This window comes from Chitinophaga sp. (assembly GCF_036569185.1).
GTDB lineage: Bacteria > Bacteroidota > Bacteroidia > Chitinophagales > Chitinophagaceae > Chitinophaga.
In genome coordinates this window covers 15836-31901 of record NZ_DATCRD010000287.1, presented here as the reverse complement: position 1 = coordinate 31901, position 16066 = coordinate 15836, and the positions used below count along the sequence as shown (strand labels likewise).

Below are 16066 nucleotides of genomic sequence, written 5' to 3'. Positions count from 1 at the left end.
CCTGAAACACCTGGCCATACCGCATTATTATATCCATGCAGACGGGGCGCTGTCGGGCAGTTACAGCGCTTTCCTGGAGCCCCGCCCCGCGTTCGATTTTGCAGACGGAGCAGACAGTATCGCCATCAGCGGGCATAAATTTATCGGCTCCCCCATTCCCTGTGGCGTGATGGTGGCAAAAAAATCGAACCGCGACAGGATTGCGCGGTCCGTATCCTATATCGGCAGTATGGACACCACTATCACCGGTTCGAGAAACGGACATAGCCCCTTGTTCCTGTGGTATGCCCTGAAAAGCCTGGGGATAGATGGTTTAAAGGAAAGAGCCGGGCGCAGTCTGGCGGTAGCCGCCTATGCAACAGAACGCCTCAACGAAAACGGTATCCCCGCATGGCGCAATCCCGATACTATCACCGTAGTATTCCCCGACCCGCCTGCAAACATCCGCCGGAAGTGGCAGCTGGCCTCAGAAAGCGGCTGGTCGCATATTATCTGTATGCCTAATGTTAGTAAGGAGCAGGTAGATGAATTCGTGGAAAGCTTCGTAGGGGCAATGACGTTAGTTTAGCCCCCTTTCGGCAATAGCCAGTATTTCCACATTGAGCGCGCGCCTGATCTGGCGTTCAATATCCCGGTTGGTTTGCGGCATCAGCAGCTGCAGTTTAAACTGCACGAAGTCTTTTTTGATCTCCATTGTTTTCAGGGAAAAGCTCTCAGGACTGTAGCTGCGGGAATACTCCCCGATAGAAGCCTTCAGCCTGTCTTCCAGCCCGCGGATAGTATAAGGGTGCTTGTGATCCAGTTCAAACTCAATTGTCAGCTTCCTGATATTTTGTTTGGACTGGTTCAATACAATAGAAGTAAACACTACCGAATTAGGAATAATCACAATATCATCATCTTCATTCTGCAATACTACGTTGATCAGCGTGATATCCATCACCCTGCCTTTAACATCGCCTATGCGCACATGATCTCCCAGCGATAACTGGTCGGAAAACATAATGATAAGGCCATTGATCATGTTGGTGATATAGTCTTTCGTAAGCAGGGCAATAGCTGCTGCCACGATAGTGATGCTGGTTACAAATTTCAGTGGGTTCACACCAAAAAAGAAAGTGATCGCCAGTAGCAGGAAAATGGTATTCAGTACAGAAGAGATACGGTTAAGCCCGAGGATGAAATTGTCTTTTTCAATGGGCCGTTGCCGGTTGCGGCGGCGGGTGTACCACGACAGGATCACCAGCCATGCCAGGGAAATAACGAGATTGGCGCCCAGGAAGAAAGACAGGGCATTGGTGAGTTTAAACAACCAGGTAAACTTATCATATACAGGAGGGTGCTCAAGGTTAAAATAAACAACGCCCAGATAAACCAGCAGTTTCACCAGAAATATAATTCTCTCCCTGCGGTTCGTATTCTTATAGGTTTTATCGGTTACCATCATAGCAATTCATACTCGCTTTGCTGCGAAGGTACAACCGTAGTAGTGAAGCAACAAAGCCTATTTCATTTTATCAAGGATATCTTCCCAGATAATGCGGGCAATCTGTTCCGTTTCCACCGTCCGTATGCTTCCCTCAAGGGTATCTTCGTGATCAGCAGTAAAGGTGGCGCCATGCGGCTCAAATTCATCCAGTACATGTTCACTCACATCAGGAATCACCTGGAATGCTGTTTCAAGCGCCCCTTTGTCGATGGTAATAACCAGGCCGTAGGGCTTACCTCTGATGATCACGGTAATGCTGTGCTTTTCCATACCCATGATATTGCAAGGCATATACCACAAAAAACGACCGGTGCAATGTAGTCGCCGGTCGTTTTATATATGGGGAGGATAAAACACCCAATCAGGCAGTAGCCGCTGTTTTTCTACGGGCTGCGGCCTTTTTTTTAGGCGCTGCTTTTTTTCTTGTAGCCGCTTTTTTTGCCGTAGTTTTCCTGGCTGTTGATTTCTTTGCCGTGGTTTTTCTTGCAGCAGCTTTTTTAGGCGCTGCTTTTTTTGCGCTTGTTTTTTTTGCGGTAGATTTTTTCGCTGCCGCTTTTTTGGGCGCCGCTTTTTTTGCGGTAGATTTTTTGGCAGTAGATTTTTTGGCCGCTGCTTTTTTAGGCACCTTCGCTCCTTCTTTCCTGGCTTCTGACAAGCCTATGGCGATAGCTTGCTTAGGATTGGTAACTTTCTTGTTGCTTCTCCCACTCTTCAGTTTTCCCTGCTTCATTTCCTTCATATTTTCTTCCACTTTGTGCTGCGATTCTTTTGAATACTTTGCCATGATAAAAAAATTTAGATGGGTTAAGAATAGAGTAACACCGATGTGGAAACAAAATATAAGCCACGGAAAATGAGAGAGTTCTTCTTTAAAAACTGTAGAACAGACAATAAAAGTGTGTGGAAATTTCTATGGATTGTGGAATGTATTGCCCTACTCTGCATCCCGGTGCGGCGCAAATGCGCTACCAGACTGATTGATACGTGATGGCACATATCTTGTTCAGCTTCCTGTAAATGTTTAACTACTATCACTAAAAAAAACCTCAGGATTATGGAAGACATCAGATATCAAACTGCCACACCGGTGAGCCATGCTTCGGAAAAGAACTCCGATCAGAAAAGTAAACACAGTAAACGCGGATTTGCTTCTATGGACCCTGAACAGCAACGTGCCATTTCAAGAGAAGGCGGAAAGGCGGCACACCAGCAGGGAGTAGCCCATAAATTCACTTCCGAAGAAGCCCGTGCTGCAGGCAAAAAGGGTGGTGAAGCTGTGAGCAGGAACCGCGAGCACATGGCGGCTATTGGCCGTAAAGGCGGCACCAACCGCGGCAAAAAGAAAAGCAGCGTAGAAAACGATAATCAGCAATAACCCGATCATCCGGGTTATCCAGTTGCTAAAGGGGCCAATGGTCCCTTTTTCTCTCTCCCAAATCCTCTCATATCCCGGTTTTCTTTCCTATATTTACGGCTTTTTCAGCTTATGGCAGCAAAAAGGCGCTGGATCTACTTTTTCCTCATTTTACTGAATATTCCCTTAGGATTGGCCACCCGCTGGGCGCCCCGGTATTTTCCCGGTATCATACAAATATATGGCGGTGATGTATTATCCGCCACCTGCATTTTCTTTGGTATCCGGTTCCTGTTCCCGGTTACCCCGCTGTGGAAAATCGGCATCAGCAACTACATCGTTTGTCTCCTGATAGAAATACAGCAGCTATACCAGGCTGAATGGGCGGTCCGTTTACGCAACACGCCCGCCGGCATTCTATTGGGGCACGGGTTCCTGTGGAGCGATTGCGTATGTTATGCCGTTGGCACCCTCCTGGCGCTGGTCATCGCCTGGCTTGCGGAAAGAATAATTTGACCTATATTTATCTATAAACCACAACTTTATGCTGGTACTCATCAAAATACTGATCACTTTTGTGATGCTGGAACATCTGTATATCCTATGGTTTGAAATGTTTGCATGGACCAGCAGGGGACCTAAAATATTTAAGCAACTGCCCCGGGAGCTCTTCCCTCCCACCAAGGCATTGGCCGCCAACCAGGGCTTGTACAACGGGTTCCTGGCAGCCGGTTTGGCCTGGACCTTTTTTATTTCCGATCCCGTATGGAGTATGCGGGTGGCCCTGTTTTTCCTGGGCTGCGTGACCGTTGCCGGCATTTATGGCGCACTCACCGCCGATAAAAAGATCTTTTTCGTACAGGCGTTACCGGCATTGATCGCACTGCTGCTGATCCTGTTTTATTGAGATAAACCATGATAGAGGAATCTGATATCCGGATAGGCAACTATGTTTCTTACTTTGATTATAACATGGAAGAAACAGCATTTATGGTAGAAGGTATTCTGCAGGGCTATGTATATAACTCCGGTTTGCCTCTCAGCAAACTGCCCTATGCAAAGGTAAACCCCATGTTGCTGGATGTAGACCTGCTACAGAGGTTCGGGTTTATAAAAGGAGATCCTGAATACGGGGAAGATGTAAATGTATATTCCCTGAAGTATAACCGTCTGCACAGTGTACATGTACGCTATGAAAACAACGTGTTCCAGCCGCTTACGGATGCTGCGGAGGGACTGGTACCCTATGGCCGTTCCATTGTACATGTGCACCAGCTGCAAAACCTGTTTCATGCCGTTACCCGCGATGAACTGGCTTTTTTTGAATAACTTATTTCCATTTTTCCGGTTTGAATAACACCGTGCCATCGCTTTTCAGCATCCAGGCTGTAACGGGGTTCACATGATACCCGCCCATGTCTGTGCCACGCGCCTGCACCAGCTGTTTTAATGTTGGCTGGCGATAACCCGTATCATCCACCGCGAGGCTCATGATTTCTGTTGGCTTGCCGTCCCAGTACCAGAGGTAACGGAAATACGTATGCGCCTTATCCATTACAGGCTCCTGTAACACTGCTTTAGTCCAGTGCTTACCCGCATCAGTACTGATTTCCACGCGGTCTATCTTCCCCCTCCCACTCCAGGCAATACCCCTGATCTCGATCCAGCCCTTTTCCACCTGTTGCGGATAGGATGGATAGGTGATAATAGAACGGGCATCCATATCAAAGCTGAACTGGCGGATCTTATGATCGCGGATCGTTTCTGTGTATTTGGAGGTTTCTTCCCGGGTCATAAAGGGCTGGTCAGACAGCTCAATGCGCCGGATCCATTTTACGTTGGTATTCCCTTCCCACCCTGGCAGGAATAACCGCGCCGGGTACCCCTGTTCCGGCCGGATGGCTTCCCCGTTCTGCCCATAGGCGATCATGGCGTCTTTCCAGCCTTTCTCCACGGGGATACTACGGGTCATTACAGCGGCATCTGAGCCTTCCGCCAGGAACCAGGTGGCTTTAGGATGCACGCCCACCTCCCGGAAAAGGGTGGATAACATTACACCGGTCCATTCGCTCTGGCTGGTGAGGCCACAGATTTCCTGCGGCGTCATGGTTTCCCGGCCCGATCTGAAGTTGCCCGAGCATTCTATAAAGGCAATGCGGGATACGGCCGGAAAACGCTTTAAATCACGCAGTGTGAAGATCATAGGGCGCTCCACCATCCCATGGATCAGCAATTCATATTTATCGGGGTGGATCAGCGGCACCCCGGCATGGCTCCTTTCGAAGTGAAGGTCCGATGGCGTAATGATGCCATACAGCTCCTGTAACGGTGTGCGGGCAGAAATATCCGACGGCTTTTTCTCCGGGCGCTCAAAGGGGGAACGGGTGCCCAGTTTACCGGGAAGCGTACCTGGAACTTTAGTAGGATCAATACCGGGTATTTTTCCCATAGCCGTATCCGTTAGTGCGCCTGCTCCAGGCGCACGTTGCACACCGGTAGCCCCCATCAGCGCCGCAGCAGCGGAAACCGCGGCGGCCCTGAGCATGGTTCTTCTGGGTATTTTTTTACCTGGCTTATTTTTATCCTCCATGATATTCATTTTACTTCATTGCCGCCGTGACGGTCATCGTTCACATAATATTTCCTGGCCGGCATCTCAATGAGCGGCAGGTTTACGGCATTCAGCTGCAGCGTATCGCTGATGATGGCATTGCGGTACAACAGGAAAGCGGTAAGACTGTATACTTCTTCATTCGTGAGCGATCCCGGTGCATTAAAGGGCATGGCCCGGCGGATGTAATCAAACACCGTAGTGGCGTATGGCCAGTAGTTACCGATAGTTTTAGCGCGCACGGTATCGGCCAGGGTGGCCACCAGGCGGTTGGGAGTGGGCTCCGCTCCTGTTTCGCCATGACAGGCAGCGCATTTTGCCAGGTAAACGATTTTACCGGCGGCGGCATTCCCGCTGCCAGCGGGCAATCCTTTACCATCCGGCGCAATGGAAATGTTCACCGAATCGATTTGCCGGGGAGTAGCTGTTTTTCCAAACCCGAAATGTTCCGGCCAACCTGGTACCGGCGGCCGGGTGTTGGTATGGCAAGCCAGCATACCTAACACCATTACAGCGGCCACCCGGTAACAGCTGTTGCGTTTTATCAGCATAGCGTTTCTCAATAATTTCCCGCCTGCAATTTGCTGGGCGCTAATGTATATTTCCTGTCCACGCGGTCCAGTACCACATAAAGACTATCCTTATTTTCATCCACACCGGTCAGCACTACATGCGAACCATCAGTGGTGGTATATTTGACCGTAAAGCGCTTCCGGTTTTCAAAGGCCGGCGCATTGGCATAATCTCTTGCCCTGCGGGCAGACAATGCAATGGGCGCTATCTTTAAAGATTCATCACCGATATTTTTACGGGCCTCCGCAGGGATCCAGTCTTTCGCCTGTTGTGCGGCCTGTGCACGCGAAGCCTTTTCGGCTGCTTCATCCGCTACGGCGCCACCATCGCCACCTACACCGGCGGTACGGTTACGCCGGTCAGGAATGGGTTTGTATTTGTCTTCGAGATAAAGCACTTTATTCACTTCATCTGCATAATAATGAAACGCGCGCTGGCCACCGGCCAAACCGGTTATTTCAAAAGTGCGGTTCACATCCCGCTGCGGGTCGCCACCACCGTTCGACAGATCCAGCGGATGCGGCTTATTAACACGGAAAGTAAAGGTAGACCAGTTCTCAAACGTAGCTTCCTGCCAGCGAACGGTATCTACGGGTGAATACGGGATCACCTGGCCGTTTAAACGGAACTCCGTTACCTGGTAGTTGCCACGCAGCTCCTTTACGCCCGCTACCGCAGGCTGTTTGTACGGATCATACCAGAAGTTGATCAGCTGCAGATAAAAAAGCACGCCCAGGAAAAGGAAGATGGTAAAAGATTTCAGCCCTATACGGGTAAAGCGTTGCCATCTCTCCGGAAAAACAGGATAATAATTTACCGGCACGGTAAAACGTTCCTGCACCAGCAAACGGTATATTTTAGGTACATCATTTACCAGCAGTAACGCTGCCAGCAGTACGAAATAACTGCTGTACACATGTACGCCGCCATCATAAGCGAAGTTTACATACACAATATCTCCCAGCGCACCCAGTAATAAAATGGAGCCCAGCGTAGTGGTTTTACGGAAAAACAACAGCGTGCCCGCAGTCACTTCCACCACACCGGCAAACACCTGGTACCACGGCACAATACCGATGGAGAGCCAGTAAATTTTCTGCGCTGTAAGATCCCCGAAGTTGGTATTTAAAATACCCAAAGATGGATACGGCATCTGAACCGGCAGCAGCTTTGTAAATCCAAAGCCGATGATACCGATACCTGCGCGGTATCTTACCACTACCCGCAGCCAGTACCAGGCGGAGTAGTACTCTTTACGCGGCAGCTTACGGGCTTTCACAATGCCCGTCCATACCAGGCCGCCGGCAGTGGCAATCAATGCCGTAGTGATCCAGTTGGCATAGCCCAGCAGCGGGCTGCCGAAAATGGTATTGCCAAGAAAATTAATCCCTGAGCCAAAGCGCGCAATATCGTACAGGTCGCGGTAATTGAGCTGCGCCCAGTTGAGTTGCAACAGTTGTTTGTACCACTCCACGCTGTTGGGAACGGATAACGCGATAAAAAAAATAAATGCGATACGGAATAACACCAGCTGGTATTCCTTCCATGCAGGCAGCTGTGCCAAAGGTGCATTAACAACCGGCGGCACGCCGGAAGCTCCTTCCCTGATCACGGGTTCATCGGGTAATGTTTGCGTGTTATGAGCCATGATAATAGGTTTAAAGTTTTAGTTTCCTGTTTCTTCCCCCTCCGTTTGCCACTTCTTCCAACAGGTATTTTTTATTCACTTTCTCCAGTATTACATAGATAGAGTCCCTGCTGTAAGTGGTTCCTGCAAGTATGACCCGGTTCTTATCCGGCCGGGAGTAGTGCAGCGACAATGTTTCAGCCGATAAGCCAGGATGCCTGTTTTCCAGTGTGAGCAGTTGTTGCGCTGTATCGGCAGTATAACTGTAGTAATGCCTGCCGCTGGTGCCTTCAATTTCGTATAGTCTTTCTGCGTTATCCCGTTTTACCAGGTGCCGGTTATTGTCATCTACCGGCGCCTGCCTGTTGGTACGGATGCTGAGGGTATTCCACTCTTCAAACACCACGTTGCGCCAGCGAAGGGAGTCTGTTAAAGAATAAGCCAGCGTATCTCCATTGATCACAAATGTTGCTACGTTATATAACCCGCTGATAGCCGGTAGTCCTTTGGTGGTGGGATACTGGTAAGGATCGCTTTTGGCGCCCACCCCTGTTTTCACTCCATATATTACCACGAAGAAAAGCAGGAAAGCCGTTTTCAATATCCACCGGCCATTCTTCCGGATGCCTTCAAACACCGGCTTAAAAGTAGCAGCGGCAGTAGGTTGTTGTAAGATGAGCAAACGGGTGATGCGCTGCAGATCGAAACTCAGGATCACGAAGCCATAGGTGATCAGTAACAGGCTGTATACCTGGTCGCCGCCTTCATAGGCCAGGTTGGACACGAAGATGTTACCGCAGAAGATGAGGAAGATGAAAGCGCTGATGGAAGCGGTTTTACGGAACAATAACCCCAACGCCAGTACGATTTCCACGCCACCGAGGAAGAGTTCGTAGGAAGGCACAATACCAAGACTGAGAGAAAATAACTTCCAGCGGTTAAAATCCCCGTAAGGCGTATTCAGGCTGCTCAGGGAAGGATATGGCGCCTGCAGGGCAAACAGCTTCAGGAAGCCATAAGCCAGCAATGCCAGTGCCAGCCGGTAACGCAGAACAACACGCAGCCAGTAAAAAGCAGCGTCGTAGGTGCGTGTACGTTGGTGGTCCGCATAGGTCCACACAATAGCGCCGGCAACTGCTATAAGCAGCAATATGCCCCAATCCGTATATGTAGCAGGGCCTGCGCCAAAGCGCGTTGTATAATTGGCCAGGTTAAAAATATCTTCATAATGAAGATTAAAAACCGGAGTAGTAAAAAGATAACTGTAAAATTTCCAGTCGAGCGGCAATACCTGCAACAGGAAATAAATAAAGATTACCCTGAACCCAATCTTTTCATAGTCGTTCCAGGCAGGAGTTACATTACTCATTGGTTATTTATTATAAGGTGAGAAGATCAGTAACCATCATTTTGTTTCAGATTGCCGTCAGACAACGCCACTTCATTGGCCGGGATCGGAAATACATACAGCTGTGGGTTCGTAATATTCAAAACGGCGCCTGCGCGTTTAGTGCGCACCAGGTCGAACCAGCGATGCGGCTCCAGTGCAAATTCTATCCTGCGCTCGTTTTCAATAGCCAGCAGCAGATCTTCTTTGCCGGTCTGTTCATTTACCGGCGCCAGTCCTGCCCTGTTGCGGATAATATTGAGGTCTTCCCGGGCCAGGTCCACCTTATCCAGCTGTGCACGCGCTTCCGCGCGGATAAGGTAAAGCTCTGCTATGCGGATCACGTAAGCAGGATCGGTAGCAGGGCTCCTGTAATAAAGATTCCCGTACCATAAGCCCGCGGATGTTTTTGCCACCAGTGCATTGCGGTTACCGCCTATGTTCGGATCATTCACCAGTGTGATAAATGCGTCTGACGGCGCCCATTGCCGGGTACCGCCGTTGGCAGGAGGCTGCCAGTAGTTACGATGCCCGCTCAGGTAAGTAGCGCTGTACGACAGCTCAAACACGGACTCCCTGGTAGCCACCGCACTTGCAGGAGAAAAGAAAGCGCTGTAAGGTTTCAGCAGGGAATAGCTTCTTGTGTCGCTGATCACTTTGGAAGCATAGGCTTCCGCCTGCGCCCAGTTAGCCTGGTACAGGTAATACCGGGCTTTCAGCGCCCAGGCGGTTTGCTGGTTCACTCTAACCGGGTTGGGCGCCGCTGTTTGCGACACCGGCGTCAGCAATGAATCTGCCGCGTTCAGATCGCTCAGTACCTGCTGGTATACCTGCGCCTGCGTACTGCCTTTTACATCCAGCTTATCAGAGGCGCTGAGTGTAGGCGTTAACGTTATCTGCACATTCCCCCAGGTACGGGCAAGGTCAAAGTAACTTAGCGCCCGGATAAAGTAAGCCTCTCCTGTTGCCTGGTTCTTTTCTGTTTGTGAGAAAGTGGCATCCTGGAGCCCCGGCACTTTGGCAATCACATTGTTGGCGCCATTGATGGTGGCATAGATAGCGGCCCATACGGTTTGCAGGTTACCATTATCAGCGTTTATTTTATGGGTGATGAATTGCTGGATAATGGACTGGGAACCGGTCCACTGTATATTGTCGCCAGGCAGATAACCAAAGGTCTGGAATAATGCTCCATAGTAACCATCTGCGCCGAGGCGCCGGTATACTCCGCGCAATGCAGTATTAGCGGAGGTTTTATCAATAATGGTTTGTTCGTCGGATACACTGTCACGTGGTTCCACATCGAGGAACTTTTTGCAGGACATGGCGGTAAGTGCAAGAAAAAAGAGCGATATATATTTCCGATATGCTTTCATATGGAAGAATTAAGAGCGGTTAAAGAGTTACGTTTAAGCCAAACTGCACGCTGCGTGGTTGCGGCGGCGTGCCAAGATCCAATCCCTGTACGGTTTGTATACCTGTTACGTTTGATTCGGGATCCAGCCCGGTGTATTTGGTGAGCAGCCAGAGGTTACTACCGGTGAAGTATACACGCAGTAACTGGATATGCAGCTTTTCACTGATGGATTTCGGCACGGTATATCCCAGCGTGAGTGATTTGAGGCGCAGGAAAGAGCCGTCTTCCAGGAAGCGGTTGTTCTGATCTATTGTGTAGTTGAGGCCATAGGCAGTGAGGCGGGGCACATTGGTGATATCGCCTGGTTTCTGCCAGCGGTTCAGCTGATCAGCAAACAGTACACGGTTGGCATCGCGGGTGCCGCCACCTTCTCCAAAAAACTTATTCAGGTTGTATACATCATTGCCATATTGGAAAGACAATAACACGCTCAGGTCAAAACCTTTATACGATACGGTGTTGCTGAAACCGCCGAAGAATTTCGGCATAGCGTTGCCCATTACCTTGCGTGCAGATACTGGCAGTTTACCGTCTTTCTCTCCTTCAAAGATCACGTTACCTGTTTGCGGATCTACGCCCAGCTGGTTGTACAGCCAGAAAGAATACATGGGCGCTCCCTGCTGCATAATGATCCAGTCGCGGTTATACTGGTATATTGGTGTTGGAAGTTTCTCGATGCGGTTGGTGTTACCGGCAATATTCAGGCTGCTGGTCCAGGTAAAATTACGGGTAGAAATATTGGTAGTATTGATACCGATTTCATAGCCTTTGTTACTGATCTCACCTGCATTGCTGTAGATGGAAGTAAAGCCGGAAACGCCTGCCTTAGGCAGTTGCAGCAGTACGTCGCTGGTGTATTTATAGTATACATCTGCCGTGATGCTGATGCGGCCATTGAATAAGCCGAGGTCCAGTCCCCCGTTGAACTGGCTGGTTTTTTCCCAGCGCAGGTCGGGATTGGGGAGCTGCAATGGCGCGGTGCCGGGCTGGTCGCCGGTGGTGTTATCAGGATAGCCTGCGCCGCCGGACCACAATCCTTTTGCGGCAAAGTTGCTGATACCTGACTGGTTGCCCGTGATACCATAACTGGCACGCACTTTCAGGTCGCTGATACTGTTCACCGACTTCAGGAAGTTTTCCTCCTTGAGCCGCCAGGAAGCGCTCACAGAAGGGAAATATCCCCATTTATAGTTATCGCCGAATTTTGAAGAACCATCTGCACGGATACTTGCTTCAAAATAATATTTGCCTGCATAGTTGTAATCGATCCTGGAGAAGAAAGACGACAAGGTGCTGCGGGTCCAGGTTTGCGCAGCAGTACGGGTAGCGGCAGCAGAAATATATTTATAGGAATTGTTGGGGAAACCTGTTCCCTGGGCAGATGTCAGTGTTTCGGTGTTACTCTGAAGCGTGTTACCTACCAGCACGCCAAAGAAATGTTTTTCTCCGGCATGTTTGCGCCATGTGAGGGTTTGTTCATTGATCCAGGAGGTATTCTGTGTGATGGCGGAAGTAGCCAAACCATTGGTAGGACTCGCGCCCAGCTGGGTAAGGTTATTCCAGTATTCCGACTCATTGTAGTTGTTGTAGTCGATGCTGATGTTGCTATGGAATTTTAAATCCGGTAACAGGGTGGCATCGAGGTACAGGTTACCTATGTAACGGAGGCTGGTGGTATGCACATCGTAGTTGTCGATGAGCACCTGCACATTATCAAATCCTGCCCAGCGGGCGGGTGTACCGTCGGCATTTGTTTCCGGGAGATAGGTAGGCGTGTGTAAAGCCGCCTGTAACAAACCTCCCTGCGGGCCATCTCCTGAGCGGCCCTGGCTGCGGAAGCTACGGGAGAAACTGTTACTGGAACCAATGGTCACCTTGTCGTTCACCCGCTGATCTATATTCAGTTTGAAACTGGCCCTTTCGAAGGAAATGGGTTTAAGAATAGATTCCTGTTTGGAATAACCACCGCCGAAGTAATACTTTGTTTCGCGGTTGCCACCTGAAAGGGAGAGATTGTAATTCTGCAGCGGCGCCGTCTGGAAAATTTCCCCGAGGCGGTCGTAGGTCTGCTGATCCTGGGGCAAACCGCGCGGCGCCGGTGCTTTCCCCGGATTATCGTTCAATGCCCGGAATGGAAGGAAACTATATTTGGCGATGCCTGCCTGGTCGTTCAGTGCAGTAGCATCTGCAAGAGAGTTGCGGTAAAACTCATTCACCAGTTCGGCGTGCTGGGGGCCGGTGGTGAGGTCCCATATTTTTGGGGCCCAGGCCGCGCCTGCAGATACATCTGCGGTTACTTTAGCTTTACTGTTGTAGTTACCGCGACGGGTAGTAACGATCACCACGCCATTAGCGCCCCTAGAACCATAGATGGCTGTTGCGCTGGCATCTTTCAACACTTCTATATTTTCAATATCCGCCGGGTTAATATCGGCCAGCGGAGAAGTAGAGCGCCCGCCGGTGTTTACCGTTTGCAGGCTGGAGTTATTCATAAAAACCCCGTCGATGATATAAAGCGGATCATTGTCTGCATTGATAGAGGTAGTACCGCGCACCCTTACAAATACACCGTCGCCCGGCACGCCTGTATTGGAATTGATCTGTACGCCGGAAGCCCTTCCCTGCAGTTGTGCGTCGAAGCTGGCAACGGGTACCGTTACCACATCCGCGCCTTTCACAGAAGCAATGGCGCTGGTAAGATCTCTTCTTTTCTGGGTACCATAGCCTACCACCACTACATCGTTCAACTGGGTACTGAGCTCCTCCAGGGCGATGTTGCCTGCATTGGATTTATCGGCGTATACTTCTTTCAGTTTATAGCCCAGGGAAGAGATCTGGTAGATGACCGGCACTTTCTGGCCGGTAAGAAACGCGAATTCCCCGTTTGGGCCGCTTTGTACCTCGTGGGTAGTGCCTTTGATGTGCACAATGGCCCCTGGAATGGGTTGTTGTGATTTAGCGTCAATAATTCGTCCGGAAAGGGAAATGTTGTTCTGAACAATGTTCCTGTGCACAGGTTTGGTAGTGTCTGCGCTGTGAGGCGCGCGCAATTCCTGCGACCATGCGGTAGCCGCCAGCAGCAGCCCGCAGCTGCATGCAATAGCAATTTTCATTATCTTTACTTTGGTATGAAAAAATGAGGCCGGTGAAAGCAGGTAACTGCCATCACTGTAAAATGTCTCCAACAGCCTTGATTACCAGCCGGAACTGCGTCACCAGTTCCGGCCTTTTTATTTTTGATTGATCCTTCCTAACATCGGTTAGCCTTGTATTCCACGCAGCAATTTTTCCTCATTAAGTGTAATGATGTTTCCATGTTGGTAATATTTTGAAAGATAAACGGGGCATGTCAACAGGTGGATGAATTTCCCCTAAAGCGGACCCGGAAAGCCGTATAAAGCACAATAATACAATAAATTTTTAAAAGTCTATAATTTTAGTAGACTAATTAAAAAAATAAAACGGCAACCTTCTGTGCATGAAGTTTGTTGACCTATGTGTGATTCCTTTTCATAAAAAAAAGAATGCCATGACCAACAACACTTCTCTTGTTCCTGATCCCACAGCATTGGATGAGCTATGTATCAATACCCTCCGTTTTTTGTCGGTAGATGCGGTGCAGAAAGCAGACAGCGGGCATCCGGGGTTGCCATTGGGCGCCGCCCCGATGGCTTATGTATTGTGGACGCGATTCCTGCGTCATGATCCTTCGGATCCACATTGGTTTAACCGCGACCGTTTTGTATTATCAGCAGGGCATGGTTCTGCCTTGTTGTATAGTTTGCTGCATGTAACCGGCTATGATCTGCCCCTGGAAGAACTGAAGCGGTTCCGGCAATGGGGCAGTAAAACGCCGGGGCATCCTGAGCGCGGACTGGCGCCTGGTGTGGAAGTAACTACAGGCCCGCTGGGACAGGGTTTTGCCAACGGAGTAGGAATTGCCATGGCCGAAGCTTACCTCGCCGCCAGGTATAACCGCCCCGGCGATGCCGTGATAGATCATTACACCTACGCATTGGTTAGCGATGGCGACCTGATGGAAGGCGTGGCGGCAGAAGCAGCTTCCCTGGCAGGACATTTACGGCTGGGCAAACTGATTTACCTGTACGATGATAACCGGATCACGCTGGCTTCCGCCACACCGGTTACTTTCACTGAAGATCATGCAAAGCGGTTTGAGTCGTACGGATGGCACACGCAAAAAGTGGAGGACGGCAACGACCTGGACGCTATTGATGCCGCCATCCGCGCTGCCCAGGCGGAGAAAGACCGGCCCTCCATTATCCTGGTGCGCACGCATATAGGATTTGGTTCCCCCAAACAGGACACTACCGGGGCGCATGGCTCCCCGCTGGGCCCTGAAGATGTAAAGCTCACCAAAGAAAAACTGGGCTGGCCCGTGGAACCGGATTTTTTAATACCGGCAGAAGCCCTGGATCATTTTCGTGCAGCCGTAGACGTTGGTAAGAAATTATCTTCCAAATGGGAAGAGCAAATGATCATCTACGCACAAAAATATCCAGAGCTGGCTAAAGAGTTACGCTCACTGATACACGATAATATTCCTGCCGACTGGGACAAAGACATTACCCCGTTTGCAGCAGACAGTAAAGGAATGGCCACCCGTGCGGCTTCCGGTAAGGTGATGCAGGCATTTTTCAAACACCTGCCCGGTTTTATTGGCGGCTCTGCCGATCTGAACACCTCTACCAACACTGAATTAAAGGACGCAGGTAATTTTGAAAGCCCCACTATGCAACAGGGTGATCTCCAGGGCGCCGCCGGCGGCGTTTGGGGTTATGATGGCAGGAACATCCAGTACGGTGTGCGGGAACATGCTATGGGCGCTGTTTCCAACGGGCTTGCAGCGCATGGCGGTATTATTCCTTTTTGCGCTACCTTTCTTACCTTCTCGGATTATATGCGGCCTTCGATCCGGCTGGCCGCGCTTTCTGAATTGAAAGTGATCTACGTTTTTACGCACGACAGTATCGCGATGGGTGAAGACGGTCCTACCCACCAACCCGTGGAATTACTGGCAGCGCTCCGCGCCATTCCTCACCTGGTAGTGATCCGTCCGGCAGATGCCAACGAAACCATTGCTGCCTGGCAGATCGCTATACTGGAACCAGATAAACCCGTAGCCCTGATCCTCACGCGGCAGGCTGTACCTACACTGGATCGCAGCAAATATGCTGCGGCCAGCGGGCTCCGCTATGGTGGCTATATTCTTGCAGATGCACCTGATGCAAAACCTGATCTGATCCTTATTGCCACTGGTTCTGAAGTGAGCCTGATAGTAGCTGCGCAGGAAAAGCTGCAGTCGTTCAATATTGCAGTACGCACCGTTTCAATGCCCAGCTGGGAACTGTTTGAAGCGCAATCGCCTGCCTACCGCGACCAGGTACTGCCGCCAGGTGTAACAAACAGGATAGTGGTGGAAGCCGGTATTTCGCAGGGGTGGCATCGTTATGCCGGCGATAAAGGCGATATTATCTCCATCGATCATTTTGGGGCTTCTGCACCGGGCCCGGTGTTGTTACGTGAATTTGGATTCACCGTGGAAAACATCTGTGATCGCGCACTGGCCTTACTAAAAAAATAAGCC

The 16066-nt window shown here is 50.2% G+C and carries 15 protein-coding genes; 6 read left to right on the top strand and 9 right to left on the bottom strand.

Annotated elements, in window-relative coordinates:
• A partial coding sequence (locus VIM72_RS22320; RefSeq protein WP_332005033.1) for a pyridoxal-dependent decarboxylase occupies positions 1-568 on the top strand: 568 nt, incomplete at its 5' end.
• On the opposite strand, the gene VIM72_RS22315 is transcribed toward VIM72_RS22320, so the two are convergent.
• The 3 genes from VIM72_RS22315 to VIM72_RS22305 form a co-directional block, all read right to left on the bottom strand.
• Positions 560-1447: a mechanosensitive ion channel family protein gene (locus VIM72_RS22315; RefSeq protein WP_332005032.1), complete on the bottom strand. Its 888-nt coding sequence runs from the start codon at positions 1445-1447 to the stop codon at positions 560-562. The genes VIM72_RS22320 and VIM72_RS22315 overlap by 9 nt on opposite strands.
• Positions 1448-1504: 57 nt before the next feature.
• Positions 1505-1759 (bottom strand): hypothetical protein, encoded by a 255-nt coding sequence (locus VIM72_RS22310; RefSeq protein WP_325642572.1) that lies wholly within the window; start codon positions 1757-1759, stop codon positions 1505-1507.
• A gap of 91 nt (positions 1760-1850) precedes the next feature.
• A complete protein-coding gene (locus VIM72_RS22305) occupies positions 1851-2273 on the bottom strand; it encodes a DUF6496 domain-containing protein (RefSeq protein ID WP_332005031.1) in 423 nt (140 codons plus the stop codon).
• Between the two features lie 270 nt (positions 2274-2543).
• Here VIM72_RS22305 and VIM72_RS22300 point away from each other — a divergent pair, with 270 nt between their 5' ends.
• The 4 genes from VIM72_RS22300 to VIM72_RS22285 all read left to right on the top strand — a co-directional run bounded on the left by VIM72_RS22300 (position 2544) and on the right by VIM72_RS22285 (position 4172).
• Positions 2544-2864, top strand: a complete 321-nt coding sequence (locus VIM72_RS22300; protein WP_332005030.1) for a KGG domain-containing protein — start codon at positions 2544-2546, stop codon at positions 2862-2864.
• 111 nt (positions 2865-2975) lie between these two features.
• The gene (locus tag VIM72_RS22295; protein ID WP_332005029.1) at positions 2976-3359 is read left to right on the top strand and encodes a DUF2809 domain-containing protein; all 384 of its coding nucleotides are present in this window, start codon (positions 2976-2978) and stop codon (positions 3357-3359) included.
• Positions 3360-3387: 28 nt separating this feature from the next.
• Positions 3388-3750, top strand: a complete 363-nt coding sequence (locus VIM72_RS22290) for a DUF1304 domain-containing protein (RefSeq protein ID WP_332005028.1) — start codon at positions 3388-3390, stop codon at positions 3748-3750.
• Positions 3751-3758: 8 nt separating this feature from the next.
• Positions 3759-4172: a hypothetical protein gene (locus VIM72_RS22285; RefSeq protein WP_332005027.1), complete on the top strand. Its 414-nt coding sequence runs from the start codon at positions 3759-3761 to the stop codon at positions 4170-4172.
• Position 4173: 1 nt separating this feature from the next.
• Here VIM72_RS22285 and soxC read toward each other — a convergent pair whose 3' ends face one another.
• The 6 genes from soxC to VIM72_RS22255 are packed head-to-tail and all read right to left on the bottom strand — an operon-like array spanning position 4174 to position 13571.
• Positions 4174-5433 carry a sulfite dehydrogenase gene (gene soxC / locus VIM72_RS22280; protein WP_332005026.1) on the bottom strand — a complete coding sequence of 420 codons (1260 nt, stop codon included), beginning with the start codon at positions 5431-5433 and terminating at the stop codon, positions 4174-4176.
• A 5-nt stretch (positions 5434-5438) separates the two neighbouring features.
• Complete coding sequence (locus tag VIM72_RS22275) at positions 5439-6005, bottom strand: c-type cytochrome (RefSeq protein ID WP_332005025.1); 567 nt, start codon at positions 6003-6005, stop codon at positions 5439-5441.
• A gap of 8 nt (positions 6006-6013) precedes the next feature.
• Positions 6014-7675, bottom strand: a complete 1662-nt coding sequence (locus tag VIM72_RS22270; protein WP_332005024.1) for a hypothetical protein — start codon at positions 7673-7675, stop codon at positions 6014-6016.
• Positions 7676-7685: 10 nt separating this feature from the next.
• Entirely contained in the window at positions 7686-9023 is a 1338-nt protein-coding gene (locus tag VIM72_RS22265) for a DoxX family protein (protein ID WP_332005023.1), read from the bottom strand.
• A 26-nt stretch (positions 9024-9049) separates the two neighbouring features.
• Positions 9050-10417 (bottom strand): RagB/SusD family nutrient uptake outer membrane protein, encoded by a 1368-nt coding sequence (locus tag VIM72_RS22260; RefSeq protein ID WP_332005022.1) that lies wholly within the window; start codon positions 10415-10417, stop codon positions 9050-9052.
• Between the two features lie 19 nt (positions 10418-10436).
• The gene (locus tag VIM72_RS22255) at positions 10437-13571 is read right to left on the bottom strand and encodes a TonB-dependent receptor (RefSeq protein WP_332005021.1); all 3135 of its coding nucleotides are present in this window, start codon (positions 13569-13571) and stop codon (positions 10437-10439) included.
• Positions 13572-13936: 365 nt separating this feature from the next.
• On the opposite strand from VIM72_RS22255, the gene tkt reads away from it, so the two are divergent.
• Positions 13937-16063: a transketolase gene (tkt, locus tag VIM72_RS22250; RefSeq protein WP_332005020.1), complete on the top strand. Its 2127-nt coding sequence runs from the start codon at positions 13937-13939 to the stop codon at positions 16061-16063.
• The last annotated feature ends 3 nt before the right edge of the window (positions 16064-16066 follow it).

Coding starts and splice junctions, on each gene's coding strand:
- VIM72_RS22260 (WP_332005022.1), bottom strand. CDS start 10,417: ATGAAAGCATATCGGAAATATATATCGCTCTTTTTTCTTGCACTTACC.
- VIM72_RS22300 (WP_332005030.1), top strand. CDS start 2,544: ATGGAAGACATCAGATATCAAACTGCCACACCGGTGAGCCATGCTTCG.
- soxC (WP_332005026.1), bottom strand. CDS start 5,433: ATGGAGGATAAAAATAAGCCAGGTAAAAAAATACCCAGAAGAACCATG.
- tkt (WP_332005020.1), top strand. CDS start 13,937: ATGAAGTTTGTTGACCTATGTGTGATTCCTTTTCATAAAAAAAAGAAT.
- VIM72_RS22285 (WP_332005027.1), top strand. CDS start 3,759: ATGATAGAGGAATCTGATATCCGGATAGGCAACTATGTTTCTTACTTT.
- VIM72_RS22290 (WP_332005028.1), top strand. CDS start 3,388: ATGCTGGTACTCATCAAAATACTGATCACTTTTGTGATGCTGGAACAT.
- VIM72_RS22310 (WP_325642572.1), bottom strand. CDS start 1,759: ATGGAAAAGCACAGCATTACCGTGATCATCAGAGGTAAGCCCTACGGC.
- VIM72_RS22315 (WP_332005032.1), bottom strand. CDS start 1,447: ATGATGGTAACCGATAAAACCTATAAGAATACGAACCGCAGGGAGAGA.
- VIM72_RS22265 (WP_332005023.1), bottom strand. CDS start 9,023: ATGAGTAATGTAACTCCTGCCTGGAACGACTATGAAAAGATTGGGTTC.
- VIM72_RS22295 (WP_332005029.1), top strand. CDS start 2,976: ATGGCAGCAAAAAGGCGCTGGATCTACTTTTTCCTCATTTTACTGAAT.
- VIM72_RS22275 (WP_332005025.1), bottom strand. CDS start 6,005: ATGCTGATAAAACGCAACAGCTGTTACCGGGTGGCCGCTGTAATGGTG.
- VIM72_RS22270 (WP_332005024.1), bottom strand. CDS start 7,675: ATGGCTCATAACACGCAAACATTACCCGATGAACCCGTGATCAGGGAA.
- VIM72_RS22255 (WP_332005021.1), bottom strand. CDS start 13,571: ATGAAAATTGCTATTGCATGCAGCTGCGGGCTGCTGCTGGCGGCTACC.
- VIM72_RS22305 (WP_332005031.1), bottom strand. CDS start 2,273: ATGGCAAAGTATTCAAAAGAATCGCAGCACAAAGTGGAAGAAAATATG.